The organism is Verrucomicrobiia bacterium, from assembly GCA_023953615.1.
Taxonomy (GTDB): domain Bacteria; phylum Verrucomicrobiota; class Verrucomicrobiia; order Limisphaerales; family JADLHS01; genus JADLHS01.
In genome coordinates, this window is the sequence record JAMLJH010000001.1 from 1,933,733 (window position 1) to 1,960,203 (window position 26,471).

26 protein-coding genes are annotated in these 26,471 nt (G+C 58.1%); 10 read left to right on the forward strand and 16 right to left on the reverse strand.

Translation table 11 applies throughout. The features are described from left to right. From mtgA to M9920_08150, 3 genes are all read right to left on the reverse strand, one after another. Entirely contained in the window at nt 1-708 is a 708-nt protein-coding gene (mtgA, locus tag M9920_08140) for a monofunctional biosynthetic peptidoglycan transglycosylase (GenBank protein MCO5052258.1), read from the reverse strand. Nucleotides 709-786: 78 nt separating this feature from the next. Continuing rightward, nucleotides 787-1,995, reverse strand: coding sequence for a hypothetical protein (locus M9920_08145; protein ID MCO5052259.1), 1,209 nt, complete (start codon nt 1,993-1,995; stop codon nt 787-789). Between the two features lies 1 nt (nt 1,996). Beyond that, nucleotides 1,997-3,145: a hypothetical protein gene (locus M9920_08150; GenBank protein ID MCO5052260.1), complete on the reverse strand. Its 1,149-nt coding sequence runs from the start codon at nt 3,143-3,145 to the stop codon at nt 1,997-1,999. A 948-nt stretch (nt 3,146-4,093) separates the two neighbouring features. Between M9920_08150 and M9920_08155 the strand changes: the two genes are divergently transcribed. Further along, nucleotides 4,094-5,611 carry a hypothetical protein gene (locus M9920_08155; GenBank protein ID MCO5052261.1) on the forward strand — a complete coding sequence of 506 codons (1,518 nt, stop codon included), beginning with the start codon at nt 4,094-4,096 and terminating at the stop codon, nt 5,609-5,611. A gap of 77 nt (nt 5,612-5,688) precedes the next feature. Here the strand turns inward: M9920_08155 and M9920_08160 are convergent, their stop codons facing one another. The 6 genes from M9920_08160 to M9920_08185 all read right to left on the reverse strand — a co-directional run bounded on the left by M9920_08160 (nt 5,689) and on the right by M9920_08185 (nt 13,242). Beyond that, nucleotides 5,689-6,792, reverse strand: a complete 1,104-nt coding sequence (locus M9920_08160; GenBank protein MCO5052262.1) for an exo-alpha-sialidase — start codon at nt 6,790-6,792, stop codon at nt 5,689-5,691. After that, nucleotides 6,789-8,069 carry a sigma-70 family RNA polymerase sigma factor gene (locus M9920_08165; protein MCO5052263.1) on the reverse strand — a complete coding sequence of 427 codons (1,281 nt, stop codon included), beginning with the start codon at nt 8,067-8,069 and terminating at the stop codon, nt 6,789-6,791. Before M9920_08165 ends, M9920_08160 begins: the two co-directional genes overlap by 4 nt. Nucleotides 8,070-8,160: 91 nt before the next feature. Beyond that, nucleotides 8,161-8,553: a YciI family protein gene (locus tag M9920_08170; protein MCO5052264.1), complete on the reverse strand. Its 393-nt coding sequence runs from the start codon at nt 8,551-8,553 to the stop codon at nt 8,161-8,163. A 641-nt stretch (nt 8,554-9,194) separates the two neighbouring features. Next, on the reverse strand, nt 9,195-10,121 hold the full coding sequence (locus tag M9920_08175) for an IS110 family transposase (protein ID MCO5052265.1): 927 nt from the start codon (nt 10,119-10,121) through the stop codon (nt 9,195-9,197). Nucleotides 10,122-10,719: 598 nt separating this feature from the next. Continuing rightward, entirely contained in the window at nt 10,720-12,480 is a 1,761-nt protein-coding gene (locus tag M9920_08180; protein MCO5052266.1) for a DUF885 domain-containing protein, read from the reverse strand. 135 nt (nt 12,481-12,615) lie between these two features. Continuing rightward, complete coding sequence (locus M9920_08185; protein ID MCO5052267.1) at nt 12,616-13,242, reverse strand: hypothetical protein; 627 nt, start codon at nt 13,240-13,242, stop codon at nt 12,616-12,618. Between the two features lie 275 nt (nt 13,243-13,517). Between M9920_08185 and M9920_08190 the strand changes: the two genes are divergently transcribed. Further along, on the forward strand, nt 13,518-13,742 hold the full coding sequence (locus M9920_08190; GenBank protein ID MCO5052268.1) for an addiction module protein: 225 nt from the start codon (nt 13,518-13,520) through the stop codon (nt 13,740-13,742). Continuing rightward, entirely contained in the window at nt 13,739-14,038 is a 300-nt protein-coding gene (locus tag M9920_08195; protein ID MCO5052269.1) for a type II toxin-antitoxin system RelE/ParE family toxin, read from the forward strand. The genes M9920_08190 and M9920_08195 overlap by 4 nt, the downstream gene beginning before the upstream one ends. 37 nt (nt 14,039-14,075) lie before the next feature. On the opposite strand, the gene M9920_08200 is transcribed toward M9920_08195, so the two are convergent. The 3 genes from M9920_08200 to M9920_08210 are packed head-to-tail and all read right to left on the reverse strand — an operon-like array spanning nt 14,076 to nt 15,898. Then, complete coding sequence (locus tag M9920_08200) at nt 14,076-15,224, reverse strand: hypothetical protein (GenBank protein MCO5052270.1); 1,149 nt, start codon at nt 15,222-15,224, stop codon at nt 14,076-14,078. 13 nt (nt 15,225-15,237) lie between these two features. Then, complete coding sequence (locus M9920_08205) at nt 15,238-15,627, reverse strand: PIN domain-containing protein (protein ID MCO5052271.1); 390 nt, start codon at nt 15,625-15,627, stop codon at nt 15,238-15,240. A gap of 1 nt (nt 15,628) precedes the next feature. Then, nucleotides 15,629-15,898: an AbrB/MazE/SpoVT family DNA-binding domain-containing protein gene (locus M9920_08210; GenBank protein ID MCO5052272.1), complete on the reverse strand. Its 270-nt coding sequence runs from the start codon at nt 15,896-15,898 to the stop codon at nt 15,629-15,631. Nucleotides 15,899-15,964: 66 nt separating this feature from the next. Between M9920_08210 and M9920_08215 the strand changes: the two genes are divergently transcribed. Further along, on the forward strand, nt 15,965-16,168 hold the full coding sequence (locus M9920_08215; protein ID MCO5052273.1) for a hypothetical protein: 204 nt from the start codon (nt 15,965-15,967) through the stop codon (nt 16,166-16,168). 24 nt (nt 16,169-16,192) lie between these two features. Here M9920_08215 and M9920_08220 read toward each other — a convergent pair whose 3' ends face one another. Continuing rightward, nucleotides 16,193-16,483 (reverse strand): type II toxin-antitoxin system RelE/ParE family toxin, encoded by a 291-nt coding sequence (locus M9920_08220; GenBank protein ID MCO5052274.1) that lies wholly within the window; start codon nt 16,481-16,483, stop codon nt 16,193-16,195. Further along, nucleotides 16,480-16,710: an addiction module protein gene (locus M9920_08225; protein ID MCO5052275.1), complete on the reverse strand. Its 231-nt coding sequence runs from the start codon at nt 16,708-16,710 to the stop codon at nt 16,480-16,482. The genes M9920_08220 and M9920_08225 overlap by 4 nt, the downstream gene beginning before the upstream one ends. A gap of 228 nt (nt 16,711-16,938) precedes the next feature. Here M9920_08225 and M9920_08230 point away from each other — a divergent pair, with 228 nt between their 5' ends. The 3 genes from M9920_08230 to M9920_08240 all read left to right on the forward strand — a co-directional run bounded on the left by M9920_08230 (nt 16,939) and on the right by M9920_08240 (nt 18,955). After that, nucleotides 16,939-18,120 (forward strand): HEAT repeat domain-containing protein, encoded by a 1,182-nt coding sequence (locus M9920_08230; GenBank protein MCO5052276.1) that lies wholly within the window; start codon nt 16,939-16,941, stop codon nt 18,118-18,120. Nucleotides 18,121-18,293: 173 nt separating this feature from the next. Continuing rightward, nucleotides 18,294-18,557 carry a hypothetical protein gene (locus M9920_08235; GenBank protein ID MCO5052277.1) on the forward strand — a complete coding sequence of 88 codons (264 nt, stop codon included), beginning with the start codon at nt 18,294-18,296 and terminating at the stop codon, nt 18,555-18,557. After that, complete coding sequence (locus tag M9920_08240; GenBank protein ID MCO5052278.1) at nt 18,557-18,955, forward strand: HNH endonuclease; 399 nt, start codon at nt 18,557-18,559, stop codon at nt 18,953-18,955. Before M9920_08235 ends, M9920_08240 begins: the two co-directional genes overlap by 1 nt. Before the next feature lie 168 nt (nt 18,956-19,123). Here M9920_08240 and M9920_08245 read toward each other — a convergent pair whose 3' ends face one another. Further along, complete coding sequence (locus M9920_08245) at nt 19,124-19,741, reverse strand: hypothetical protein (protein MCO5052279.1); 618 nt, start codon at nt 19,739-19,741, stop codon at nt 19,124-19,126. 107 nt (nt 19,742-19,848) lie between these two features. Between M9920_08245 and M9920_08250 the strand changes: the two genes are divergently transcribed. Then, nucleotides 19,849-21,141 carry an MFS transporter gene (locus M9920_08250; protein ID MCO5052280.1) on the forward strand — a complete coding sequence of 431 codons (1,293 nt, stop codon included), beginning with the start codon at nt 19,849-19,851 and terminating at the stop codon, nt 21,139-21,141. A gap of 41 nt (nt 21,142-21,182) precedes the next feature. Here M9920_08250 and M9920_08255 read toward each other — a convergent pair whose 3' ends face one another. Next, nucleotides 21,183-22,088 (reverse strand): phosphoribosylaminoimidazolesuccinocarboxamide synthase, encoded by a 906-nt coding sequence (locus tag M9920_08255; GenBank protein ID MCO5052281.1) that lies wholly within the window; start codon nt 22,086-22,088, stop codon nt 21,183-21,185. Between the two features lie 169 nt (nt 22,089-22,257). On the opposite strand from M9920_08255, the gene polX reads away from it, so the two are divergent. Continuing rightward, entirely contained in the window at nt 22,258-24,006 is a 1,749-nt protein-coding gene (polX, locus tag M9920_08260) for a DNA polymerase/3'-5' exonuclease PolX (GenBank protein MCO5052282.1), read from the forward strand. 1,173 nt (nt 24,007-25,179) lie between these two features. Next, nucleotides 25,180-26,445, forward strand: a complete 1,266-nt coding sequence (locus M9920_08265) for a Gfo/Idh/MocA family oxidoreductase (protein ID MCO5052283.1) — start codon at nt 25,180-25,182, stop codon at nt 26,443-26,445. Nucleotides 26,446-26,471: the final 26 nt, after the last annotated feature.

Here is a 26,471-nt window from a genome sequence, read left to right on the forward strand (position 1 = left end):
TCACTCCGGGAGTGGAAAATCCACTCCGTCCGCTCGCTCTAAAATTTTTTCCTGCCGGACCAACATCCCCGCCGTTGGTTGCCGCGGGTCCAGCACTTTGGGTTGCGGCATCATGGCGACCAGCAGTGCGGCTTGTTCACGGGTTAATTCATGGGCGGAGACACCATAGTAATGTCGCGCCGCCGCTTCAACCCCATAAATGCCCGCCCCCAGTTCGATGACATTTACGTACACCTCAAAAATCCGGTGCTTGCTCAACAACAACTCCATCCAGACCGAATAATAAGCTTCCAACCCCTTGCGCACCCACGACCGGCCCTGCCAGAGAAACAAGGAGCGGGCGCATTGCTGCGTGATGGTGGAGGCGCCGCGCGCCGGTTTCCCCGTGGCGCGCGCCTGGGCCCAGGCGTTTTGAATCTCCACCCAATCAAACCCCCAATGCTCGAAAAACCGATGATCCTCCCACAACCAGACGGCGGTGGTGAAGTTCGGGGACACCGCGTTCAAATCCACCCAGCGGTACTGGTTGGCCACATAAGGTTGGGCTTCAAACTTCCCCGCGCCCCAACGCCACACCATCGGCCCGGTCGTGGGCGGATTCACCAACCATAATGCCGCAACCTGCAAACCGGGAAGCAAGAGTGCCGCGATAATCCCGATAACGCTCCACCGGCGCAACCGCTGCCATTTGGATTTTGAGGTCTTCATGGGAAGTCAGCAAAACCACTAAGCCCATATTATTATTTCATCGTCGAACGGGAGGAGTGATTGATGGTGATCCATCTGCTATTTCTTTCTTTGCTGGGTGACAGTGCTTTTGGCGTTCCGAGATAGTTTTTTTACGCTATACACTAACGCCAAAGCTGAAAACAAGATGAACAGTCCAAGGATCAACGCTCTTTTGCGGGCCCGCAGGTCAATTGTGATTCCGGCATTTTCGAATGCTCTGAGGGACGCTTCCCGCGCCTCTCTATAGCTCTGCGTTTGCTTGGCTTGCGCTTCAGAAGGCCACTCGCCGGGTGTAATATAGCCAAAAGTCATTACCACGGGTTTATCCTTTATGAAACGTGCGTCAGCGAGAAACATATTCCCAGGTACCCGCGGCACCGTAGTGCGGATATCCAGATTCTCTGTCTGAAGATTGGTGACGGTGATGAGGAGGTGTCTCCGCCAATCCAAATCAGCAGCCGTCCTAGCGTGTGGGACCGGCGCATAGGTGCGGAGAACGGCAGAGACGGGGAATTTCCCTGCTGCCAAATTGGTATAGTTGAGGACGCTTAAGACACAGTTGGTAAATCCGTTCTCATACGGGGATAAGCGTCGGGTTTCTTGCAACTGCTTCCAAGCGGCCGCATCTGGTGGTTCTAAACCGGGCCAACCGATTTCAAGGCCATCGTCCATAAAAACAACCCGGGAAGGCAAAAAAGGCGATTTCGTGTCGCGCTCCACCAAGGCCGCCATTTTCTGGTTGGCGTACCACAAGTACGCGTCTTGCGGTAGATCCATGTACCGGATCGGCGGAAATCGGACGTCGGTGTTCGTGCTTAAATAACACCCGGACGCCAGCGTCCACCAAAGGACATTGGCCAGCCGGGTTGTTCCTGGATTGGGAATGGAGCCGTCTTCGACCGTGCCGATGAATTCGTTGGCGAGAGGCCGCCCTTCCCGGCGCCGTTGGAGCGCGCGTTGTTCAACTGAATAGATGGAATAAACGTAGCGCCCGTCGGTGCCGCACTCTTGGTAGTCAAACGGCTCATTGCTCTGAGTCCAGCGCATCAGCCAGTTGCAATTTTTAACCCAGACCGAAAACCCACCTTCAGCCGCAGTGACGTTAGTTTCCACATCGGTCGTCAGGTTTTTTCCATCGTGGATGACGAAATGTCCTTGGGCGAGGTATTCGCTGGCTTCACTCGGGAGCGCTCCGGTTAGGAATAACAGAGCGATCAGCAAATGGTGACGGCCCGGCCTGCGCCGTCGGCGAAGCGTTTTTTTCATGTCACGATGTCGGGTGGCGTTTGTTTTTCTGGGCGAACGCTCTCACGCCCCAAAACACGAACGGCGCGCAGAAAATTAATAGAATGGTGATACGCACAATGCCCCGTTGGTTTGGGCGCAGACGGATGGCCCGTTGCGGCGGATTTTTTCTCTTAATTTCCAGCAGCCTGAGCAGTTCGGCATCCGTCTGAGGTTTCCAGTGCTTTGAGGTGTATAACACGTAATCTATTCCATCAGCAGGGCTTGAAAGTCGGAAATCCGCGATGTCCATCAGCTTGGGTTCTGGAGGCTCCACCTGGACATCAGAAGTCTGCACCCGGGAAACCTGGCCAACATAATGAGCCACCAAGTAAGTATCCGTGACCGTTTCGCGCTTGGTCCCCGGAGTTTTGCCCGCCGCATCCACTGTCTGTTGCAGGCGGTTTCTCGCCTCGGGTGAAAGATATTCATACGCTTCCAATTCAAATGCCAATGGCAACGTTTTTCCGTTAAAGTTCGTTTGCGCTGTAACCGCGAAGCGTCCCAAAACCTTTCCCGGCTTGATCCATGTCGAGTAATCAATCAACCGGCGGTCGAGTTCGTCATCCGTAGCCCCTTCATTGCGAAGCCAGGCATTTGTAGCGGCAGACGCAATTTGACCGGTATCAGTAATCCATTCAACTGTTTCGGGCAGGCGAGGGGAATCATGAAACCGTTGGGTGCGGGTGATACAGACATGCGCCAAAGGGTCCGTCCGAGGCTGTCGCCACAGGCATGGGATGGAGTCTTTTCTCGGTGAATGATCCAAAAAGTGGGAAGAACAAAATGCCAGCCACGGAACGGTGACTCGATCAAATTGGAATTGCGGGAAATCGCCCGGGTACACCCTCGCGGGAGCGGGATCTGTTTCACCTTCAGGGTCAATCAGAACCGCGTAATTGTTCGTTCCATCTCCGCTGACCAACATAAACCAATTGGTCCCATACTCCGCCCGCAAGAGCCATCGGTCTCCTTGCAGATTGATGACAAACCCAGTGATTTGTGATCCAAACTCATCTCCGTTCCACCTGTAGTACTTGGCGACCATCTGGCCTTGAACTTTGTATGATTGGGCCGGAGAAATGCTCGCCATGCCGACCAAAACCAAATGGACGCACAGCCATTTCAGCATGATTCGCGGTTGGCAAAAAGAGGTGCCGCGGCAGCGGAGTTGGGACTTCATCCTCCGCATACCGCCAACCTGTCGGCAAGCCGCTATAAATTCATCGGTGTTAAAACCTGTTTGCATGGTTCTTTGCATGGTTCGTCAGGCATGATCCCAGGTTCGGTGCTTCACTGTTACGGCTTGACTGCTGGTGACTCTACTCCCCGCACCGGAGCCGTCCAGTTTTTAATGGCGAGATTTTTATAGCCGTTCTCGGCCCCCCACCGAGTGTGGAGAGAGTAACTGCCCGCCCCATACGCTGCCGCCGCCGTTGGTGTGCCGGGAGGGACGACTTCCACGTCGTCCCCAACTCATCAAGGACGCGGTGGGACGCATCCCTCCCAGGAAAATACAACCGCGAAATACACGAAATACGCGAACGGGAATTATCGCAGTGCCCAGCCAACTCTGCGGAGAGACAAGGGAATGATTGGCAGAGGAATGGGCATTGGGGGAGCACCGCCGTCCTCGGGCGGTAGTCGTTCGCGTCTCGCGGACGACATCCGGTTCTGGTAACTGGAACCGGTAGGGCGCGTCACTCCGTGCGCGCCGCCAGGTGATGCGGAACTGCGGCGAGACGCCGCAGCCACATTATTGATCGGACACACGCTCATGGCGACGGCGTCGGTATGCCGGGAGGAACGACTTTTACGTCGTCCCCAACTCATCAGGGACGCGGTGGAACGCGTCCCTCCCAGGGAAAAATAGAACTCAGCAGTACTGGTCGGCAGGTTGCCAACCAAAACAGCCAAGTTGGCTGTTCCACTCAGACCCAAAGTGGCATCGCCGTCCGCGGCTATGGTCGTTCGTGCCCTTGCGGACGACATCCGGTTTCCCACCGCCTCTTGTTTTGACACCCATCGTCAGGGTCGCCAAAATCAGGTGGTTCCCGAAATTGCGGACGGACGAGTCAATATGAAAAAAATTTTGTGGCGAGGTTTGCGTTGGGGTGCGGTGCTCTTGCTGGTCTTGGGGGTCGTGCTGGTGTGGCGGGGTGTTTATGCCTTTCGTGACCGTTCGCCAGGGTATCAACTGGATTTGAAAATTGATCCAGCCCGCGCTGCTCAGCCGCCGCAACCGTTGCGGGTCGGATTCGGTCGAGTCAAAATCAATCCGGACCTGAGCGATCCCCAGCGTCCGGTCTGGCTGGCCGGGTTCAGTCAGAACCGCGCGGCGACGGCCATTCATGACGATCTGTGGGCAATCGCCTGCGTGCTGGATGACGGCCACACGCGCCTCGGCATGGTGGGATTGGATGCGATCGGTTTCTTTCACGACGATGTCGTCGCCGTGCGGCGCGCGTGTCATTCCGAGTGGAAGCTCGATTACACGATCGTTGCTTCGATGCACAATCATTCCACGCCGGACCTGATGGGGTTGTGGGGACCGAACCCGTTCCGCACGGGTGTGGATAATCGCTACCGACAGCAGGTCATTGCTGCCGCGGCGCAAGCATTGGGTGAGGCCACCGCCGCGTTGCAACCAGCGCTGGTTGCTTTTCATGAAATTCCGATGTCTCCCGAGGGTCTGGTGGCCGACACGCGCAAACCGGTGGTGTTCGATCCGGACGTGCGCGTGATGCACTTCACCAGTCCGACGACAGGGGCGACGATTGGAACGATCGTGGGCTGGGCCAATCATCCGGAAACACCGTGGAGCAAAAACACCGAGATAACCGCGGATTTTTGCGGCTTTCTGCGCGACACCTTGGAATACGGTTTTTCACACAACGGCCAGACGTTTGCCACCGGTCTTGGGGGGATTCATCTCTACATCAATGGCGCGGTGGGCGGATTGATGACCACGCATCCGACGGTGACGGTGCATGATCCCTGGTTGGATCAGGACTTCAAAGAACCTTCGCACGAAAAATCCCAGGCCGTGGCGCATCGGCTTGCCGCCCAGATTTTGCCGCAGCTCACCCAGGCAAATTCGCCCGCCACCTCTGCGGTCGCCATCGGCGTTCGCGCGCGCACTCTCGAACTGCCCGTGGATAACCAACTGTTTCTGGCCGCGAGCTATTTGGGGCTGTTGGATCGGGGCTACACGCATTGGAAAAAAATGCGGACCGAGGTGGCATTGGTCACCGTGGGCGACGCCAGCATTGCTTGTGTGCCCGGTGAAATTTATCCGGAGATTGTCAACGGCGGCATCGAGCATCCAGAGGGCGCAGACTTCGACCTCGCGCCGCTGGAAATTCCACCACTGCGCGAACTGATGCCCGGACGCATCAAGTTCATCTTCGGTCTGGCCAACGACGAACTGGGCTACATCATTCCGAAGAGTGAATGGGACGTTAAACCGCCGCACCTGTACGGCTCGAAAGGTGTGTATGGCGAGGTCAATTCATGCGGTCCGGACACCGCCTGGCGGTTGCATCAAGCCATCAGTGCGTTGGCCCGCGAGCTGACGCCCGCCACAACGACGCCTTGAAACGGAATCGCGATCGCATGACTGCCGGTGAACAAAAGCACTTCGCCGGACGGCCGCGATTCGAAAGATCAGAACGCCTACTTTGGCCAGAGCCAGACGGAGTCGGTAAACGGACGCAGGACCAGTTGGTTTGGGTTCAGCACAACGTGTTTGATCCGTTTGCGCTGCCAGGTGTAAGTGATGTGAACCAAACCGTCCACAGTTTGAATCACCGCCGGATACGAATACTCGGTGGGCGCTTGCGGATCCTCTTCCAAGGTGTAAGCCGCCGACCATTCCCGGACGTCCGACGATACGGCGACATTCAGGCGGTTGCGCTGCCGGTCTGAGCGGTGGTTGTAAACGAGCAGTTGCCGTCCGTCCTGCAGCGTCACGGCATCCGTGCCGGAGTTGGGATTCGGCAACAGCGTCAACGCCATCGGCCCCCACGTTTTGCCGTTGTCCCGCGACCAGAGATCAAACAGCCGCCCCTGTCGGGTGCGGCCGAGCGCCTGCAATACTTCGCCGCCGTGAAACAAAATGCTGGGCTGAATGGCCGCCAGTTGGCGCCCATCATTCAGGAACGGCGTGGCCGTCCAGGTTTGTCCGCCATCGGTTGAGCGCTCGAAATAAACCCGCCAACCGTCGCTTCCCTCCCGGCTCGTCGGCGCGAGAATGTCGCCATTCGCCAATTGCACCGGCTTGTTTTTGATCGGCCCCAAAATTCCCTCGGGCAAACGCCGCGGCGCGCTCCACGTTTTGCCGGCGTTGGTGGACGTGGTCAACATGCCCCACCATTCGCTGGGACTCGGCCCCGCCTTGTAGAACAGCAGGAGCGGACCTTCGCGTGGTTGAAACAATACTGGATTCCACGTCGGCCAGCGCTGCGGACCGAATCCAGCACCGTTGGCCACTTCCCGAGGGGGCGTCCAAACGCCGTCTTCGTGGCGGGAGACGCAAATGCACACGTCGGGATTTTTCTCGGCGGTGCCGCCAAACCAGGCCGCCACCAAACCCGAGGGCGTTTCCACAATGGTCGAGGCGTGACAGGACGGGAACGGTGCCGTCTCGTAAATGAACTCGCTTTGCACGAAACCCGGCTCATTTGCGGCCGACACCTTCAGCGTCACAAACAGGCTGAGGATGGCCAGGCTCGCCGCGCCTTGCGCTTGAATTTTCCATGGATTGCGTTTCGGTTTCATCGTCCCAGACAAGCTTGCAACTGACGTGTTAAATACAACTGTTCCGATTTCAACTCCGCCAACTGCACGGCGGTGTGAAAGTAGGTGGCCGCCGCGCGCGGATTATTTTGTCGAAGCTCCAGTTCGCCCAACACCGCGTGCAGCAGGTAATACGATTTCAGCATGGGCAGATCGGGAATCGCCAGGACGGCATCAATTCCAGCTTGTGGCCCCCGAACTTCCGCCAAAACCACCGCTCGGTTCAGCGCCACCTGCGGTGAGTCGTCGCTGGCGAGAAGTTGATCGTACAAATCCAGAATCTGCGCCCAATCGGTTGCGGCATAACTCGGCGCGGCGCAATGGATGGCCGCGATGCCCGCCTGCAAATGGTATTCGCTCAATGCTTCGCCCGCTGACGCGCGCGCCAGATGGTAGAGACCGCGCGCAATCAGACCCCGATCCCATTGCGAACGGTTCTGCTCGCGCAACCGCAGCAAGTTGCCCGCGCCCTCCGCCGGGGCCGGCAACCGCGCGCCGTTCAACAACAGCAACGCCAGCAGCGCGTGCGCTTTTGCCTGGTCGCCCGCCGGATGTTCCACCAGCGACTCGGCCAGCCGGATCGCTTCCTGGCAGAGCGGGGCGCGACCCAACACCTCACCGCTCGCGGCTTTGCAACCCTCGTTGAAGAGCAAAAACAAACTGTGCAAAACCTGTTCGAGTCGCGAAAACAAAGCCGCGCCATCAGGAATCACCAGCGCCACCTGCTTTTCCCGCAGGGTTTGCCGCGCCTCCGCCAGCCGCTGCAGGATGGCGTTTTCCGCAATGAGGAACGCGCCGGCAATTTCCGCCGCACTGAAGCCGCACAACACCCGCAGCAGCAACGCCACATGCGCTTCAGGTGAGAGCTGCGGGTGGCAGCAGGCGAACAACAGGCGGATGCGGGTTTCGCGCAGGTCCGCCTCCTGCAACGGCGCACTGTCCGCCGCGCGCCCCGGCCATTGCGCCATGAACGCGATCAGTTGCTGTTGTTTGTGTTCGAAGTTCGCCTCCCGTCGAATGATGTCCAGCGCGAGGTTTCTGGTCGTTTGCGTCAACCAAGCCGCCGGATAACGCGGCATCCCGTGAAACGGCCAGATGCGCAAGGCGCGCACCAGGGCTTCCTGCACCACGGCTTCCGCCACGTCGAGACGGTGCAGACCAAAAACCCCGGCCAACGCCGTCACCAGCTTCCCGGCTTCCCGTCGGAACAGATGTTCCGCCAGCCCGACGGGCGCTGTTTCCGTGACGTTCGTTGCCATTTCTCGATTCACCAGTATCGGCAGGCTAGAAAAATTTTTTGCCGCAAGACAGTTTCAATTTTGATCCCGACAGAACCGCGCTCCCGCCCCCTCAGCGCCGCGTCAACTCCTGCGACACCGCGTCATCGAGACGAGGATATTTGGAAGCAATCGGGCGCACCTCCACATCCACGCCGCACGAAAGCCCCGGACATTGCTGCGCCGTGAGCACGGCTTCCTCCAGCGAGTCCGCCTTCAGCACCAAATAACCGCCCAAAGTCTCCCGGGCATCGGCGAACGGCTCCTCCGAAACCACCCGGGTCTTGCCCATCACCAGTCGCCCCTCCCGCTCGACCGCGTCGCCGCCGAGCCATTTTTCCTCTGCCTTCAAGCGGTCCATCCAGGCCACCCAGCTCTCGACCACCTGTTGCATCTGTTCGGGTGAAAGGTCCTGGTACCAACTTGCGCTGCGGAAAATTAAAAGAAAGCCATTGTCTGTGCTCATGCCACCGCCAGCAGAGTCGAGAGGAAGCCCCGCCAAGTCAAGCAGTGGTAATTTTCAACGGGCTTTTAAGCCGCCGCGCCAATTTGTGAGTATGGAAAAAAGTAATTGGCGAGGGAACAACTCGTGAGACCGGGCGAGATTTGGTTGAGATCACCGACTTCGCACCGCAGCAGACAACCGCGAAATACTCGAACGGGAATTATCGCAGCGCCCAGCCAGCTCTGCAGAAAGGCAAGGGAATGAGTGGCAGAGGAATGGGCATTGGGGGAGCACCGCCGTCTCGGCGGTCGTCGTTCGCGTCTCGCGGACGACATTCAGGTTCTAAAGTTAAGAGCCACCGAGGCCCCGAGAGATAGGCGAATTACAAGGGATGATTGTTGCTGAATCTTGGCGCGAAGCAGTTGGAGTTCAAACGCGGAACGCGATCCAGCCGCCAATCAAGAATTTGATCCGGTAAATCTTGTTCATCCTGTCAAAAACCATGTCCGCCCTACCCATACGCTTACGTCACCGGCGTCATGCTGGGAGGGACGACTTCCACGTCGTCCCCAACCAATCAGGGACGCGGTGGAACGCGTCCCTCCCCAGGGAAATATCCCCTCACCCCGGCCCTCTCCCCATCCGATGGGGAGCAACGGTATTTAATTTTGGGGGACAAAGTTTGGATTTTTGAGGGTGTGGTTCATGAGGACGATCAGTTTACGCATAACGGCGGTGAGGGCGACTTTGGCGGGTTTGCCGGCCGCGCGCAGGCGCTGATAGAACGCTTGGAGCTGGCGGTTGGAACGCGCTGCCACCAATGCCGCCATATACAGCGCGCGGCGCACTGGAGCGCGGCCTCCCCCGATGCGCCGGCGGCCATGCCATTGGCCGCTCTCCCGCGGATGCGGGGCCAGTCCGGCCAGTGCCGCCACCTGGCGGCGGTTGAGCGTGCCCAGTTCGGGCAGTTCGGCTAGCACGCCTAACGCCGTAATGGTGCCGACGCCGGTGATGGCGACGAGTTTTTGCACCCGTTCGTCCAGGGAGCTGGCTTGCGCCTGCAGTTGCCCCAGTTGCGTTTCGATTTGTTTCAGATCGCGTTCCAGGCGGCGGACGAGGCTTTGGGCTTGGCGGCGCAAGGCGGGCACGGTGAGCCGTTGGGCTTGCTGGCGTTGCGCCACCAAGAGGGCCAATACCTGCACCCGGCGGCGGATCAGTTCGCTCAGGTGGTGTTCCTGTGGCGTGCGCGGAGCGGTGGGTTGGGGTTGTAAGGCCTGGCCGTAGGCAGTCAGGATGGCGGCATCCAGAGGATCGGTCTTGGCCCGCTGGCCGGTGGCCCGGGCGAAGTGGCGGACGCGGGCCGGGTTCAAGACGCTGACAGGGATGCGGGCGTCATGCAGCGCGGCGACGAGGTCGCGTTCGTAACCGCCGGTGGCTTCGCAGATGACGTGCGTTCCGGGCAGGGAAGCCAGGAGTTTGACCAGCCGGCGGTGGCCCGCTGCCGTGTTGGGCAGGTCGTGGCGGCGTCCGAGGAGGTGCAGTTGCAGGTTCAGCTTGGCAATATCCAAGCCTGTGTAGATAGTGGTCATGGTGTTCTAGCTCCTTCTTGCAAATACGAGCTGGCCGGAGTGGGCCGCTCCATCAACGGTTCGAGTTTAGGACTCCAGCGCGAACGGTTCAGGCTCCCCACGCACTGGGCCAAAAGCCTGTGCCAGAGGGTAACGAACTCATCCGCGCCACTGTCCTGCCGCCTGCAGGCGGCAGGACAGTCCCATCTTCCCCAATCCATCATCTCTGACAAGGATAGACGGAAAGGCAGATACAAGAGGGTGGCCGTCAGGTCGGGAGAGGGGAAAAGCGTTTAATTCCAAAGTGCTACAACCGCGAAAGACACGAAATACGCGAACGGGAATTATCGCAATGCCAATCCACTTCCTCAGAAAGGCAAGGGAATGATTGGCAGAGGAATCGGCATTGGGGGGCATCGCCGGCCTCGGCGGTAGTCGTTCGCGTCTCGCGGACGACATCGGGTTCTAAAGTAAAAGGCCACCGAGGCGTCTCGACTTGGTTCGGTCGGAACTGCGGCGGGGCGCCGCAGCCATGCAGAGGCCGGGTCTCGGGGTGAAGACTCCGTTGGCTTAACCGATCGGCGAGGGGTGAGAGGTAACAGGCGGCTTGCTTTGCGGTTTATTTCCCAGCGTTCAATTGGGTTCGCACCAGCTCGGGCAGGTATTTCACCGGCACCGAGCCGACGTTCAAAACCGCTTCGTGGTAGCGGGCCAGATCAAACTGATCCCCCAGTTCGCGTTGCAGCGCCTGCCGCAAGCGGTAATGCGCCATGCGACCGACAAAGTAGGTGCTCAATTGCGTGGAGCTTTGTTTGGCGCGGATGATTTTGAGCCGCGCTTCGCCTTCGGATTGAAACGCGCCTTCCACCATTAACCGCATCGCTTCGGCATCGGTCATTCGCGCGCAGTGCATGCGATAATCGAGGATCGCGTTGACCACGGTGCGCAGGTAGAACTTGAGCTGCATCAGGCGCAGGCGCAGATCGCCGTCGCCATAGCCCTGGTCCAACAGCATTTGTTCGGTGTAAACCGCCCAGCCTTCGATGTACACGCCCGAGGCCAAAACTTTCCGGATCAAGGAGGGATTCCGGTTGGCGTATTCCAGTTGCACGTAATGGCCGGGATACGCCTCGTGGATCGTGAGGATTTGCAGCAGGTGCGCGTTGTATTCTTCGAGATAGGTCCGCACGCGGGACGCCTCCCAATCCGCAGGCGGCGGACTCACCGCGTAGAAGCTGGCCGCGCGCGGGTCCAACGGCGGCGCGTTTTCCAGGTACGCCACGGAGTTGCCACGATTGAACTCCGGCATTTCAATCACCTGACAGGCGTCCGGCTCAGGCAAGGTCAGAAGGTGGCGGTCGCGAATGAACGTCTTGATGTGGCTCACGGTGGCTTGCACATCCGCCAACAACTGATCCGGTTGACCGTGCTCCTCGCTGACGGCCGCGATTACTTGCGCGATGGTCGTCCGCCGCCCAGTCGCGTCGTCAGGCGGCAGCGGTTGCTGTGGAAAATAGCGACTCCATAACTGGCGCGCGACGAGGTACAGGTCGCGATGCACGCGGGTAAATTCCGCTTCGGCATCAGCCACCACCTGTTGGGCGGTCATACCTGAATCCAGCATCAGCTCGAGTTTCCGGGTAAATTTCTTTTTACCAATGCGCCAGTTGCCGGTGGCGCGCGGGCGCAGTCCGGTTTCCAAAAAGTGTTGGTAATCGCGCAAGGCGGAAACGATGGGCGCGGCGGCGGCTTCGAGTTGCGCGCGTTGCGGCGTCGCGCCGGCAAGTTGAAAGAGTTCGGTTTCGTAAAAGGCGATGGCGCCGCGGTTCTGGCGGATGGCGGTTTCCAAAATGGATTCCGGCGGGTGGGTCAGGGTTTGCTGCGCGATGGCGATGACGCGGGGAATGGCGCGCATGCGCGCGATGCAATTAGCCACATTGGTTTCCGCCGGCAACGTGGATTGGGTCAGCAGCCGATACACGCTGTCCGTGATGTAGGTGCCGTAAGTACGTGGATCGGTCTCAAACGGATGAAAATTTTCGTCGAGCCACAGGTTGCGGCGCAGCTCCTGTTGCAGGATTTCAAAATCTATCTGCGCGGGGCGCGATAACTGACGATAGGCGATGCGGCGCGGCAACTCCCGCAGCGTTTGTTGCGTCAGCTTTTTCCACCCGGCCCGGGCAACGGGCGAAATATCGTCCAGTTGCGCGTCAAAGCGGTGATCGCCCAAGGCCGTGGCGGTGGTGGGTTGTTGTTGGAAGACCTGCTCCAGGTAATCCCGAAAGAACGCTTCGAGGCGCGCGTCTTCCGCCGCGGGCAAGGTTGATGTGCCAAGGACGAACCCCACCCAAAGGCACAACAGGAGTGAACTCGTTTTCATTGAAAGCCCAAGCATGGGCCAAGCGTTGCGGGGTTTCCAGTCTGGATGCGGGAAAACTTTCAGGAAGCAAATTCGGACGGGCGGCGCAACTTTCGCATCACGTCGAAAGAGTTGGGACGGAGCGGGAGCGCCGGGTCACGCGTCCGCGGCGCCGGCGGTCAGAACCAGTTTTTCGCAACAGCTTTGGAACAGTGCGCGGCAATCGGCTTCCCGCAGATGCAAATCGCGGGCGGCGACGTGAATGAAACCGCGCGTGGTTTGGTGGGCGTAACCCAGCAAGCCCTGGCGTAACGGCAGCGAATAAAGCACCAGGGTCATGCCATAAACCAACGTGTGCCAGGCATGCGCCTGTTGGTTTTCCACCGCGGCGAGATACCGTTGCACCACCCGTTCATCGCGCAACGGGCGGAGCTTTTCCAGTTGCGCCTGACCGACGCGGCGGCTGGCGTCGGCAAAATCCGGCAGCGGCAGTTCGGTGGCCAGCGCTTGATCGTAGGCGATCAGTTCCCGCAGTTCATTGCGGCGGATGTGCTGATAGGCGCGGCGGATGGCGGGCAATTCGTGCGGAAACAAAATCCGCTCCAGATAAACCCGTAAAAATTTTCGCAAGGTGTCGAGACTGGTCACCGGTTGCGCCACCAGCGTTTCCGCCAGATGGTGCAACGCCGTCAAGCCGTCCGCCGACCCGAGTTGGGCGACGAGCGGATGCGCATCGCCCAGCCATTCGGCTGGATCGTACGCCAGTTGTGGTTGCGGTTCCATGTGCATCAATTTAGCCAATTACCTGCCTCTCGGCGCGCTGCGAATAAAATTTTTGCGCGGTGGAATGGAGAATGGCGAGTCGTAAAGTTTCCGTTCGGATGATTTAATCCCTTGACGTCCCACGCTTCCTCCGGCGCGCGTTGCCAGAGCGGGCGGGGATTATTTGATTCCTTGCAGCGGCCGACGTGAGGAGGTTCATTCCAAATTCGTTGAAAAGTTTGAGCCTACGGGTTGTAGAGGATTGTCTTTGCCACGCCAAGTGCTACTTTCCAATCATGACTGCTGCGCTGAAAAGCATCGCCGAAACCGTGGAGCAACTTCCCGCCAAGGAGCGCGCCTATCTGGCGGAGCGTCTCATTGCCAGCCTTGACGAGGCGGAACTGGAAACCGCTTGGGCCGATGAAGCCATCCGCCGCCGCGATGAAGTTCGCTCCGGCAAAGTAAAAGCAGTTCCCGCCGCTGAAGCCTATCGCCGCATCGAACGCCTGCTGGCGAAATGAGGCACGAGTTCCATCCCGAAGCGCTTTTGGAATTTGAGGAAGCCGTTCAATTCTACAAAGAACGCGGACACAGACTCAGCCGGCGGTTCGCCCAAGAAATCCAAACCACCAGCGCGAAGATCGTTGCCACGCCTGAGCGTTGGCGAGTCCTTGAACAGGACGTGCATCTCTGTCGAGCGCGGGTCTTTCCGTATGCGGTGCTCTACACCATCGAAGCCGATTACATCCTCATCGTTGCCATTGCTCACGGCAAGCGCCGCCCCGGTTACTGGCGGCATCGGCTCACAACATCGTGAAGTTTGCCGCCATTCGAGACGCGCTAGTGCGGATGATTCAAAAGGGCTGGATCTCGTTGGTTGTCGGCTTGTTAACTTCTTGGGTTGGGTTCGCTGCTGATTGCGCCGAGCCGCGACCTGCCGGATCAACGACCCGAAACAATTCAAGCTCTACAGAAGCCATGGAATTGTAACTGCGCGCTTCGTCGCCGCCATACGCGGCCCTGCATTCGTGAAGTCGAATGGGCAACGCTGGTTCGGGAATCAAGACTTCCAAGCGAGCCAGCAGGCCGCTCTTGCGAAGTATGTGCGAGCGATGACCCGGCATTGAATACTCGTAAAGCTTGATCAGCGAACCAGACTCCGCCTCGCGGGCATAAGGGTCCGCGCCGTCTGGAAAAATCGGCATCGAATCAGAGGCGAAAGTCAGAACTTCTCCCTGCTGCGGGCGCTCGTCTGCTCCGACAGGTGCGAGAAAGGTGTATGACGAGCTTCGGCGATTGCCTGAAGGATCTTCACGACGCACGAGGGTAAATCCCCACTCATCGTCGGTAGGGTGATCAAAATTTCCGTCGAGAATTCGCGGACTGCGGCGGCTCAAAATCAGTTGAAGGTTTTTCTTTCCGCAAAATTCCAGAACACCTGTGCCGCCCATGTTGAATTTTCCCTGAACAAACGGAATGCGAAGCTTGTTAGACTTTTCCAGAGAAAGGAACGTGTCAGGAAATTTGCGCGGCGTTTGTCCTTCGCCAGCGTCGGTGATTGTGATGCAAGGGTCGCCATCTTGAACTTTCATTCCCGTAGCCGCCAGCGTGATGCCTCGCGCGACTTCTCGACGTTTTTCGTTGTCCCATGCACTGATTTGTCCCCCATAGATACTCGTGTTTGGCGTGCCTTCTTCAAAAAACCGTGCAACGGCTTCGCGGATGTTTTGCGGCGCCGATTTCGATTCTGCATTGATGCCGCGTGCCAGACATTCGTGCATTAGGCGCGCGTCAACGGAGTTGACCAGCTTCTCAACCAGCGCGGCATCCGGGCGGTTTTGCTGATTACCAATCGTGCTGAAATTGTTTTCTCGGTCGCCATAGAGACGCCACACTCGTCGGTTTTCCCAAAGTCCGGCTTCGGTTAAAATCCTGACAATCTCCGCCTCGCTGTCGGCTCGCATGAGCGCAAGACACAGTTCTTTCTTCTGATTGTTGTTCATCGCGCTGTTTCCTTCATTTCAGCCAGTTGATTTTGATTTCCTTTTCCAGTGGTCTGAATTCTAGATCGCCCGTGACGAGCTCCGCTTTCTTTTCTTTCGCCAACGCAGCGGCGAAGGCATCGGCCAGACTGATCTTGAATTGTGCTTTGAAATCGGCGGCGGTGTCAGCCAGCGCACGATCCGTGGAATGGAAATCAATTGGCAGACCCTGGAGAACCTTCGCGGCTTCCGCCCACGCATTCGCGCCGTCCTTTTTCATAATGGAGTATTTGACCTCGGCGTAATTTACGTCGGTCATGTGGAGCGGGCTGTCCTTCTTCCCTGCGGTGACGAGCAGGATTTCCATCGCTTCTGCGCCCGGCTCGTCGCGGAAGTAGGCAATGAGCGCGAAGCTGTCGAGCACCTTAGCGGGCATGGCGCTCCTCCAGTTCCCGTTCCTGCTTCTTGTGCTCGGCCCATTCCTCGGCCAACGGTTTGTCGCCTGCCTTGCGCTTGAGGATGCCACGCCCGCGCTTGATGAGCGCGGCGGTCACGGGTTTGAGGAGAATTCCTTCCGGCGTCGCCTGCACCACAACCTTCGTCCCGTCTTCGATTTCAAATTGTTTTCGCAAGCGAAGAGGGATGACCACCTGCCCCTTGGTCGTGAACCAGGCAGTTTCGGCTCTTTCAGTCATATTCATTTCCAGTAGTGTGAATTGCTAAATAAAGTCCGTCAATATAAAATTAGTAAGAATAAAATTATGTATTCTGACTTTATGAAACGGGATTCCTTCATCGAACCGGAGACCAACGAAGTCTATGACTTCATCCGCTTTGCGCGCACCGAAGGCCGCTTCGCGAAGCACTTCGACAAAGACGACAACCCGGGCGAGTCGCGGCTCAAAGCCAAACGAGAACGCCTCGAAAACCGGCGCATCTTGCAGGAACTGGCGGGGATTATTTGAAGTGCTGAACAAAACACCACTTCGCTATTCGCGTCCCAAGCCATGATCCGGATGCCGCTTGTGGTGTCGGACCAGCGTGATGCGAATGCCATCGGGAATCTCGCGGTAAAGAAAGTGATAGGGAAAGCGTCGCAGGTTGGCCCGACGGAATTGGGAACTGACGAGATGAAATCTTCCCGGGTTTGCCGCCGCGAACTTGATGAAGTGCCGTAACTCCTTTTTGAATTCGTCTCCCAGTACGGGTGAAACCCCATCGTAGTAATTGAGAACTTCAGCGACATCCTGCTCAACGGCGGGATGGTATTCGACGTTCATTTCCGGCGGCGGGCTTCGACACGTTGCCAGAATTCGCCGTCGTGAAGCGCCGGCGCCTGGCCGGATTCAATCTCGAAGTCACGCCGTTCGGCTTCGGCCAACTCCTCAGCCTCAGACCGTTCTTCGGTTATTGGGGGCAGCGAACGCAGTAAAGATTCGGCCAATTGAACCCGCGCTTCTACACCGAGGGCGAGTGCCTGCTTCTTAAGTTCTTCCACCGCAGTCATAGCCACACGGTATCGCGACCCAGGCTTCATGACAAGGGCGCAGGGCGAGAAGATCGCGCAACGCCTGAGTCTCCAGGGCGATCCGTCCGGGAAGCCGGATTTCTCCATCGAACCGGAGACCAACGAAGTCTATGACTTCATCTGCTTCGCGCGCACGGAGGGCGAGGCGAAGTCAGCCGCATTCTCACGAACGCGGCTACTGACAAAGACGGCAACCCAAGCGAGACGTTGCACAAAGCCAAACAGGAACGGCTCGAAAATTGGCGCATCTTGCAGGAACTGGCGGGGATTATTTGCTTCACTGGCAAGCCTTGTCGCGGCAGCATCCAAGCCGTGCGAAAGAATGCAATCCTCTTCATCGCGTTATCGGTCTTGTTCGGATTATTAGTCTGGCAGCAGGCCGAGATTCGAGCTTTGCGATCCGAGTTGGAGGATCTGAAGCAGAGGGAGACAACGGTCGTCACTGTTCCCGCCGCTTCAGGTGCTCCGGTTTCAGTCATGAATTCCGATGAGGGTGTGATGCCCCAGCGCCTGGCCGCACTGGAAGAACAGGTTCGCCAATTGACTTTGGCCTCAGAGTCCTTGATGGAGCGCGGGCAACTTCCATTATCGGCTGCCAAGACCGCCGAATTGAGGGGACGATTTTTGGATGCTTCGCTCTCCGACGGCGAGCGACTCCGAATCCTGCGGATTCTCCGTAGAAACCAGGCCATTGACGACGAAGTGTTACGCACCGGTCTGGCATGGATGGAAACGCTTTCCGATACGAAATTGATTGGGGACGTGTTGGAACAATTTGTCGGGCTGAAAAGCCCCGCGTTACGGGACAAGGCGTTGCAACTCGTCGCGACTCATCCGGACGAGCAAATCCGCCGGCGGGCGGCCCAGATTCTGGGAGGCTTCGACGATCTGCAGGTTGAGTCAGCAATTTGGACGGCGCTGGCCTCGGAGCAAAGTCGCGGGGTGCAAGGTCAATTGGAGGATGCGTTACGCGAAATGCCGATGAGTCCGGAGCGTCAAGCTGACTTGGAAAGACGGCTGGCGAACAATACCGCTTCGTTGCAAGAGCGGTTTGCCGCCTTTCGCGTCTTGATGTCAGCCAAGGCAGCGAGTGCGGAGGCCGTAAGGGATTTTGCAAACGAAGTCGTGGCGCAGAACAATGTGGATCAAACGGCGGACTTGTTCCGAATGTTGGACAACACAGGAAATCTTGCCGCCGCTCCAGCCTTGGTCTACGGGCTTCAGATGGATAATCCAAAACTGCGCGCGCTGGCGCTGGATGCGTTGAGCGAAATGCAGTCGGACCCCACCGTAGTCAAATGGCTGCAATACTCCGCCAACAATGACGCCGATGAACGCGTGCGGGCGGAGGCGGTTCGTGCTCTCGCCCAAGCGGGAAACAAACCATAAAGGTTCACAGGTGAGTTTATTCCACCCCGGCACGACAAAGTCGTTTACGCTCCCCCCGATCGGACCGGTCAAAGCCAAACAAGAACGCCTCGAAAACTGGCGCACGCCGCCGAAATGGGCGGGGATTATTTGAGGTCTGGCAAGCAAATTAGCCGTATGCTAGACTGCTTGGCATGAAGACAAATGGCGATACCGTGGCTTTGGAAAAATTTCTTCGTCCGCTGGCGCGTGGGCTTTCCATTGAACTCGCGCGCGCCATCGTCAACCTGACCGCCGATGAGGAAATACAATCCCGCTACGATTGGCTTGCGGAGAAAAACACCGAAGGGCAACTCACGGCAGCCGAGCGGGAAGAATTGGAATCGCTCGTTCGCGTCAATACGTTGCTTGGCGTCCTCAAAGTCGAAGCCAAAGCGGTTCTTGCCAAAGCCGCCTGATGGACACGGCGACCGTCCAGTTGATTCGGCAACGCGCGGGCAACCGTTGCGAGTATTGTCGTCTGCCGCAGGACTTCTCCGGACTGCGCTTTCACATCGAGCACATCATCGCCCGTCAGCATCGTGGTACTGATGACGCCGACAATCTCGCGCTTGCCTGCCCTGAATGCAATTGTCACAAAGGCACGAATCTCAGCGGCGTTGACCCTGACACTGGCAAAGTCACGGAGCTTTTTCATCCGCGTCACGACCGATGGGCCGACCATTTCACAATTGTCGAGGGAAGCATTATCGGAAAAACACCGGCTGGGCGCGCGACGGCGTGGTTGCTGGAAATGAACTCCGGCGAACGATTGAGAATAAGGCAGAGACTGCTCCGGCTGGGGTTATGGATGTAACGAAAGACGGTAATCTGAGCGAGCCGCAGCTCAAAGCCAAACAAGAACGGCTCGAAAACCGGCGCATGCTGCCGAAGTGGGCGGAGATTATTTGTTCCTTATAATGTGGCTGCGTTCGTGAGAACGCGGCTGACTGATGTGCCGCACTCTCACGAGTGCAGCCACGGGTTAAGATTTTTTCAACGGCTCCGTCGGCAACGGCTCGCGCTGTTTGCAGTAAAGCTTCCAGAACAGTTCCCAATAATCCTCCTGAAGCGGATACAAATCGGGATAGCCTGGTACCACCGCACCGCAAAATTTCCATTCCGCCTCTGTCTCAACCAGTTTCGCCCGCATGGGATTTGCCAAGATGTAAAAGCATACGCTCGCCAACGCGCCCTGTTTCCGTTCCTCCTCGCGCAATACGTGGTCGTGCGCCTGCGGCTGGAGTTTCCATATTTCCCGTCGCTGCGCTCGTGCGAGCGCGGCTGACTTTTGCAGCGGTTCACCCGCCAGCAACCGGTTCAACTGCAACCGCAGGAACTTGATCGCATTCAACTGGTCGCTGGCCACCGCCAAACCCAGCAGCATCAGGTGCAGATGATCCGGCATCAGACAATAAGTTGGACAAACCAGTTTTTCACGGACGCCGGCATGAACCAACACCTCGCGAAACTCGTGATGAAAACGGTCGTCCAGCCAGCCGGGGGTTACGGGGACAATTCGCATCGTCCAATGAACGGCGGCAAAGGCTTGATAGTAGGAACGCTCCAGTCGGGATAGATGATGGAGGTCGGGGTTGCTCACGGTTCGTGAAATTATTCCACATCCGACAGAAAGTCAGCCGCGTTCTAACGAACGCGGCACATTTTTAGGCTCGCCGTGGGCCGCGCGCTCGGTTACTTCAAGCGTCCATGACCGGGCCCGTTTCCAAATCAGCCGCCGCTCCGACCCGGGCGCGTTATTGGGTCGTGGGCTTTGCGGTGTCGCTGGCCATTATTCAATACATTGATCGGATTTGCATTGCGCAGGCGGCACCGTTGATGGCTGCCGACCTGCACTTGGACGCGGAGCAAATGGGTTGGGTGTTCGCGGCGTTCACGCTGGCGTACGCGTTGTTTGAAATTCCCACCGGCTACCTGGGCGACCGGATCGGCCCGCGCCGCGTTCTGCTGCGCATCGTGTTGTGGTGGTCTTTTTTCACGGCGGCTACCGGTTGGATGCGCCATCTCTGGTCGCTCCTCGTGGTGCGTTTTCTTTTTGGCGCGGGCGAGGCGGGTTGTTTTCCCAATCTGACCAAGGCGTTCAATCGTTGGTTGCCCACTTCCGAACGCTCCCGCGCCCAAGGCATCATGTGGATGAGCGCCCGCATCGGCGGCGCGTTCACGCCGCTGTTGGTGGCCGGGACGCTGATGTTCGTGTCCTGGCGCGCGGCCTTTTTTCTGTTCGGTCTGCTCGGGGTCGTCTGGGCGGTGATTTTCTTCTGGTGGTATCGCGATGACCCGCGGACGCATCCCGCCGTGAACGCCGCCGAAGCCGCGCGGTTGCCGCCGGAGGACGCGCCCGACGTTCGCTTCAAAATCCCGTGGCGGACGTTGTTTACCTCGCGCACGGTCTGGTGTTTGTGCGGTCAATATTTTGCCTGCAGCTATTGTTTTTATTTCTTCATCACCTGGTTTCCCACTTACCTGTTGCAACAACACGGTTTCGATATGAAACAAAGCGCGCTGTTGGCGGGCACTCCGCTCTTGGTCGGCGCGTTCGGTTCGCTGTTCGTGGGTTGGTTTTCGCCGCAACTGGGGCAATGGCTGGGGAACGTCGGCCACGCGCGCCGTTACATCGGCGCCGCGGCTTCCGCCGGAGCGGTGCTGTTGTTGGTGGCCGCCGCGCAATTGACGCAACCGTATCTGGCCGTGACCGCCATCGCGCTGGTCGCGTTTTGCAATGACGCCCAAATGCCGGGCGCGTGGACGGCCTGCATGGATGTTGGCGGCAAGGCGGTGGCCACGCTGTCGGGCACGATGAACATGATGGGCAATTTCGGCGGTTTCCTTTCGTCGCTCGCTTCCGGTTACCTGGTGCAGTGGACGGGGAATTGGAGTCTGGTTTTTTACGTGGCGGCGGTCATGTACAGCGGTGGATTGATTTGCTGGCTGGTCATGGATCCGGTCACACCGCTGGCGCAACAATCGCGTTGGCGACGTTAGCCGCACCAGCGGACGCAACCGTTCGCTTTGCCGTCGGGCGCTTACAATTTTTGTCCCGTCAACCGTTCGTAAGCTTCCAGATACTTGGCTTCAGTTTTAGCCACCACGTCGTCCGGCAAAGCGGGCGCGGGCGGAGTTTTGTTCCACGACAACGTTTCCAGGTAATCGCGTACGAACTGTTTATCGAAACTGGGCTGGCTCTTGCCGGGGGCGTATTCGGAGGCCGGCCAGAACCGCGAGGAATCCGGCGTCAACACTTCATCAATCAGAATGAGCTGACCATCGAACACGCCGAATTCGAATTTGGTGTCGGCGATGATGATGCCGCGTTGGCGGGCGTAGTCGCGGGCGAACCGATAAATCTTCAGGCTCAAATCGCGGACTTGCCGGGCCTGGTCGGCGCCCAAAATTTTTTCCGCGGCGGCGAACGAAATGTTTTCATCGTGACCGGTATCGGCCTTGGTTGAGGGTGTGAAAATGGGTTCCGGTAATTCGGCGGATTCCCGCAAACCCGCCGGCAACGCCAGACCGCAAACGGTCTGGGATTTTTTATATTCCTTCCAACCGGAGCCGGCCAGATAGCCGCGCACGATGCACTCGACCGCCAACGGCCGGGCTTTCTTGACGATCATGGCGCGTTGGGCGAGCGCGGCTTTGGTTGCGGCGGGGAGATGCGCCAGCGCGGGCACGTGGAACGATTCACCCGCTTTGACCAGGCGATGGTTCGGCACGAGATTTTCCGTTTGATCGAACCAGAAATGCGACAATTGCGTGAGTACTTCGCCTTTGTGCGGAATGCCGTTCGGCATTACGCAGTCGAAGGCCGAGATGCGGTCGCTGGCCACAAAGAGAAAGGCATCGTGTAAATCGAAAATTTCCCGCACCTTGCCGCTCCGAACTTTTTTGATGCCGGGAAGTTCGAGCTGCAACAGAATTGAATTTGCCATAAAAAGTTATGATGAAGGTTTCAGCGCCAGCTTCAATCTCAAAGCGAATTCATTTGGGTTCACGCGCTGGAATCCGCCGGCAAGCGGGCGGGTCGGTCCGCGGTCGCGGGGTTCAGCCGCGCGCCCTTTGCCACTTGGCCTGAAAGCGGGTTTGCGTTACAACCAACGCATGGACAAAGAGCGCGTGGCAGAAATCCTCATCGAGATCGGCACCTTGCTGGAACTCCAGGGGGAGAATCCTTTCAAGACCCGCGCCTACCAGAATGGCGCGCGCATGATCGAGAGCCTGAATGAGCCGCTGGCCACAGTGGTCGCGGAACAACGCCTCGGCGAACTCAAAGGCATCGGCGCGGCGTTGCAACAGAAAATCACCGAGTTGGTGACGACCGGACGGTTGCGGTATTACGAGGAATTGAAAGCCTCCGTGCCCGCGGGTCTGGTGGAAATGTTGGACGTGCCCGGTTTGGGGCCGAAAAAAATCATCGCACTCAACCAACAGCTCGGGGTGGACTCGCTCGAAAAGCTCGAAGCGGCGTGCCAGGCGGGGCGAGTGGCAAAGCTGCCGGGATTCGGCGCGAAGACGCAGGAGAATTTGCTCAAAGGCATTGCGTACCGTCGTCTCTACGCGCAGCGCACGCGCCTGGATGAAGCTTTGCAGGCCGCGGAGCCGATTCTGGAAAATTTGCGACAACATCCGCAGGTGCTGCGGTGCGACCTGGCGGGCAGTTTACGGCGCTGGCGCGAAACCATTGGCGACATTGATTTCCTGGTTGCCTCGCGCCAACCAGTATCGGTCATCGAACATTTTGTGGCGTTGCCGGACATTCGCAACGTGGTGGTTCAGGGCGACACCAAAGCCAGTGTGCTTCTGGCCAACGGCATGCAGGCCGACCTGCGCGTGGTCTCCGACGCGGAATATCCGTTTGCGCTGGCTTACTTCACCGGCAACAAGGAACACAACATCGTGATGCGGCAGCGCGCCATCGCGCGCGGTTTGCGACTCAACGAGTACGGCCTGTTCAAGTCCAAGCAGGAAACCCGCGATCCCAAACTGCGGTTGCCCTGTAAAACCGAGGCGGACATTTTTACCGCGCTGGACCTCGCTTATGTGCCGCCCGAGATGCGCGAAGATCACGGCGAATTTATGGCGGCGGAGCAGGGCAAACTGCCCCGGCTGCTCGAATGGACCGATCTCAAGGGCGCTCTGCATAATCACACGACCTGGAGCGACGGCCATAATACCTTGGAGGAAACCGCCGCGCACATGGACGAGTTGGGTTTGCAATACTGGGCGGTTACCGACCATTCGCGCGCCGCGTTTCAAGCCAATGGACTGGATCCGAAACGGTTGCGGGAACAGATCAAGGCGATTGCAGCGGTGAATCAAAAACTGGCGGATGCGGGACAGGAATTTCGTTTGCTCACGGGCAGCGAGGTGGACGTGCTGAAGGATAAATTGGATTTCGATGATCGGTTGCTCGCCGAACTGGATGTTGTCGTTGCCAGTCTGCACGTGCCCGCCAAGGATGAAGCCGAAAACACCAGACGCCTGATTCGCGCGGCGGAAAATAAATACGTCCATATCCTGGGCCACCTGACTGGACGGCTGCTGCTCGAACGGGAACCTTACCCGGTCAATCAAGAAGCGGTCATTGACGCCTGCGCCGAAACGGGCACGTGGATTGAGTTAAATTGCAATCCGTGGCGGCTGGATTTGGACTGGCGCAAATGGTTTTACGCGCGGAGCAAAGGTGTAAAATGCGTCATCAATCCCGACGCCCACCGCAATGGCGATGCGGGATATTTGCGACTCGGCGCCGGGGTGGCGCGCAAAGGCTGGCTCACCAAGGCGGATGTCATCAACACGCTACCGTTGGCGAAATTGCGGAAGGAACTGACGAAGAAGCGGGGCAAATAGGCCATTTGCGGCAAATCAATGAAAGCCCTAAAAGCATCAAGCCGAGACTGGAAGGCTCAGGAACAACTTGCAAGGAAACTGAATTCCAATATGCACTGGATGGCCCAGCCTGACCGTCGCCCCACCTAAGAACCGAAAAGTCGGACGGCCCACTTGACGTAATTCCAGGCAAGCGCATCACTCCGTCAACCCACAACTCCGCACTTCCAGCAGTGTGGCTATATCTTAATTGATAATCGTGATAACCAGCACCCACTCCATCCATCACGAAAACTGGCCCGTAGGCAAATGCGCCCGCTCGAACAATCGGGTCTCCGTTCGCTTTGGCAGCAAACCACAGATTGTAGGTCCCCACCTGAACGAAACTATTCTCATACGAACGGCCGGACTGTAGTACTCGCATATTGACCGATAGTATCCAGTCGCTCTGAGCCAGAGCTGCAGAACTTAGCTGCCCGGAATACCAAAGAGTGCCTCCAGCTCCAACCTGTGTACTCCACGCTGCCACACCGTCATCATTTTGAATCGCTGACGCTGTGCCGCCAGTCCCGCTGGTAACGAGCGTGAACCCTTCAGTTGTCGGGTCGTTCGCACCGTAATGCTGGTATAGCACCCCTTGGCCAAAGATTGGAATTGAGAGTCCGAGCACAACGACCGCTGTGATGAGAATGCGTGTATTCATAATCGTCTTGCGAGGTGGCCTAAGAGTTGAGTGAGCGACGGTTGCATTGGCTTGTTTGTCGCGTGATAATTGTGTCCGTAAATTGAGCTCGCCCAAACTACTTGTCAAGCTGTGATCCTTCCCAACGGTCAGCGGGGAGTGTGTTCAATGGTGCCACTCGGAAAATGGTGCGTTTGTTAAGCCGCTTCGCCTCCCATCCCAAGTCGCCAGAGCGGGATCGGAAAGCAGGTGATGGTGTTGCGAATGGAAGGATTACTCATGCGTGCGGTTTGCGGCGCACGGCGATGGTTTTCACAAACCGACCGAGGACGTGCGTGCGCGACAGTGCGGACGACGCCCTGTCATCCTGTCGGTTGCTTCCGTTGTGGTTCAGGGACGCGGTGGAACGCGTCCCGCCCGCGGAAATAACATCCATAACCCTCGCACGCCGTGCGGCTTTTACGCATCCGTTCTCGGCTTTACGAAGTGGAATGGGCGTTTACACTCGCGCCATGAAGCAATCGCCATCTGCGGCCGCACCCAAAAGTGTTGCGGAGACTGCATCCCCAACTTCCCCGGCGCTCAACCGACGTTCGTTTTTGCAAACCGTCGGCTTGGGCGCCGCCGCGCTCGGGTTGACACCGGCCGCTACCGCCCAGGCGCAAACGCCCACGCAGCCGATTGCCGGTTTTGAAGCCGCACCCACGACTGCTGAAACCCACGCGGGTTGGCAACCGGTTTCCGATCGGAAATTGCGCGTCGGACTGGTCGGCTATGGCGTGTGCAAGTTTTCCGCCGCCTTCGGCTTCCAAAATCATCCGAACGTCGAGATCGTCGCGGTGAGCGATCTTCTCCCCGACCGTTGCGCGGAACTGGCTTCCGTCGTGAAGTGTAAAACCACCTATCCCTCGTTGGAAAAACTGGTGCAGGACGACCGGATTGAAGCGGTGTTTGTGGCCACGGACGCGCCGAGTCACGCGCAGCATTGCATCGAAGTGTTGAAGCATGGCAAACACGTGGGCACGGCGGTGCCGGCGGTGTTCGGTTCGCTGGAAGACGCGGATCGCCTGTTCCAGACGGTGAAGGCAAGCGGATTGAAATACATGATGTTCGAGACCTCCTGTTTTCACGACGACCTCTATGCGATGCGGCAACTGTATCAGGCGGGCCAGCTCGGGCGGATTGTTTATGCCGAAGGCGAGTATTTTCATTACATGGAACAGCCGATTGATTCCTACCAGGGCTGGCGCGTCGGGCTGCCACCGCAATGGTATCCCACCCACTCGAACGCCTATTACGTGGGCGTGACGCAGGGCAGCTTCACGGAGGTGTCCTGCATGGGCATTCCCAGTCGCATCCCCCATCTGCAACCGCAGAATAACCGCTATCGGAATCCGTTCGGGACGGAGATCGCCCTGTTCCGCACGAGTGAAGGCGGCATGGCGCGCATGGGCGTCAGTTGGGACACGCCCACCAACGAAGGCGAGATGGGACGCATCCGGGGCGACAAGGGTTCGGTCTATTTCAATCAGTTTCGCGGTCTCGAAAAGTTGCAGACCGACATCAAACGTCCGCCGTTGCCACCGGGCGTGGAATCCGGGGGACACGGTGGCTCACACGGTTATCTGATGAATGAATTCGTCACGGCCATTTTACAGGATCGCACGCCGCTGGTGAACGTGGCGCTGGCCTTGAACCTGACCGTCTCCGGCATCGTGGCGCATCAATCGGCATTGCAAAACGGCGAACTGCTCAAGATTCCGCAGTATCAATTATGATGCGATCCAGTGCGCCAGTTCGATCT

Excerpts from the sequence above, each read along its gene's own strand:
- mtgA (MCO5052258.1), bottom strand. The coding sequence starts at position 708 with ATGAAGACCTCAAAATCCAAATGGCAGCGGTTGCGCCGGTGGAGCGTT.
- M9920_08145 (MCO5052259.1), bottom strand. The coding sequence starts at position 1,995 with ATGAAAAAAACGCTTCGCCGACGGCGCAGGCCGGGCCGTCACCATTTG.
- M9920_08150 (MCO5052260.1), bottom strand. The coding sequence starts at position 3,145 with ATGCTGAAATGGCTGTGCGTCCATTTGGTTTTGGTCGGCATGGCGAGC.
- M9920_08155 (MCO5052261.1), top strand. The coding sequence starts at position 4,094 with ATGAAAAAAATTTTGTGGCGAGGTTTGCGTTGGGGTGCGGTGCTCTTG.
- M9920_08160 (MCO5052262.1), bottom strand. The coding sequence starts at position 6,792 with ATGAAACCGAAACGCAATCCATGGAAAATTCAAGCGCAAGGCGCGGCG.
- M9920_08165 (MCO5052263.1), bottom strand. The coding sequence starts at position 8,069 with ATGGCAACGAACGTCACGGAAACAGCGCCCGTCGGGCTGGCGGAACAT.
- M9920_08170 (MCO5052264.1), bottom strand. The coding sequence starts at position 8,553 with ATGAGCACAGACAATGGCTTTCTTTTAATTTTCCGCAGCGCAAGTTGG.
- M9920_08175 (MCO5052265.1), bottom strand. The coding sequence starts at position 10,121 with ATGACCACTATCTACACAGGCTTGGATATTGCCAAGCTGAACCTGCAA.
- M9920_08180 (MCO5052266.1), bottom strand. The coding sequence starts at position 12,480 with ATGAAAACGAGTTCACTCCTGTTGTGCCTTTGGGTGGGGTTCGTCCTT.
- M9920_08185 (MCO5052267.1), bottom strand. The coding sequence starts at position 13,242 with ATGGAACCGCAACCACAACTGGCGTACGATCCAGCCGAATGGCTGGGC.
- M9920_08190 (MCO5052268.1), top strand. The coding sequence starts at position 13,518 with ATGACTGCTGCGCTGAAAAGCATCGCCGAAACCGTGGAGCAACTTCCC.
- M9920_08195 (MCO5052269.1), top strand. The coding sequence starts at position 13,739 with ATGAGGCACGAGTTCCATCCCGAAGCGCTTTTGGAATTTGAGGAAGCC.
- M9920_08200 (MCO5052270.1), bottom strand. The coding sequence starts at position 15,224 with ATGAACAACAATCAGAAGAAAGAACTGTGTCTTGCGCTCATGCGAGCC.
- M9920_08210 (MCO5052272.1), bottom strand. The coding sequence starts at position 15,898 with ATGACTGAAAGAGCCGAAACTGCCTGGTTCACGACCAAGGGGCAGGTG.
- M9920_08215 (MCO5052273.1), top strand. The coding sequence starts at position 15,965 with ATGTATTCTGACTTTATGAAACGGGATTCCTTCATCGAACCGGAGACC.
- M9920_08220 (MCO5052274.1), bottom strand. The coding sequence starts at position 16,483 with ATGAACGTCGAATACCATCCCGCCGTTGAGCAGGATGTCGCTGAAGTT.
- M9920_08225 (MCO5052275.1), bottom strand. The coding sequence starts at position 16,710 with ATGACTGCGGTGGAAGAACTTAAGAAGCAGGCACTCGCCCTCGGTGTA.
- M9920_08235 (MCO5052277.1), top strand. The coding sequence starts at position 18,294 with ATGAAGACAAATGGCGATACCGTGGCTTTGGAAAAATTTCTTCGTCCG.
- M9920_08240 (MCO5052278.1), top strand. The coding sequence starts at position 18,557 with ATGGACACGGCGACCGTCCAGTTGATTCGGCAACGCGCGGGCAACCGT.
- M9920_08250 (MCO5052280.1), top strand. The coding sequence starts at position 19,849 with ATGACCGGGCCCGTTTCCAAATCAGCCGCCGCTCCGACCCGGGCGCGT.
- M9920_08255 (MCO5052281.1), bottom strand. The coding sequence starts at position 22,088 with ATGGCAAATTCAATTCTGTTGCAGCTCGAACTTCCCGGCATCAAAAAA.
- polX (MCO5052282.1), top strand. The coding sequence starts at position 22,258 with ATGGACAAAGAGCGCGTGGCAGAAATCCTCATCGAGATCGGCACCTTG.
- M9920_08265 (MCO5052283.1), top strand. The coding sequence starts at position 25,180 with ATGAAGCAATCGCCATCTGCGGCCGCACCCAAAAGTGTTGCGGAGACT.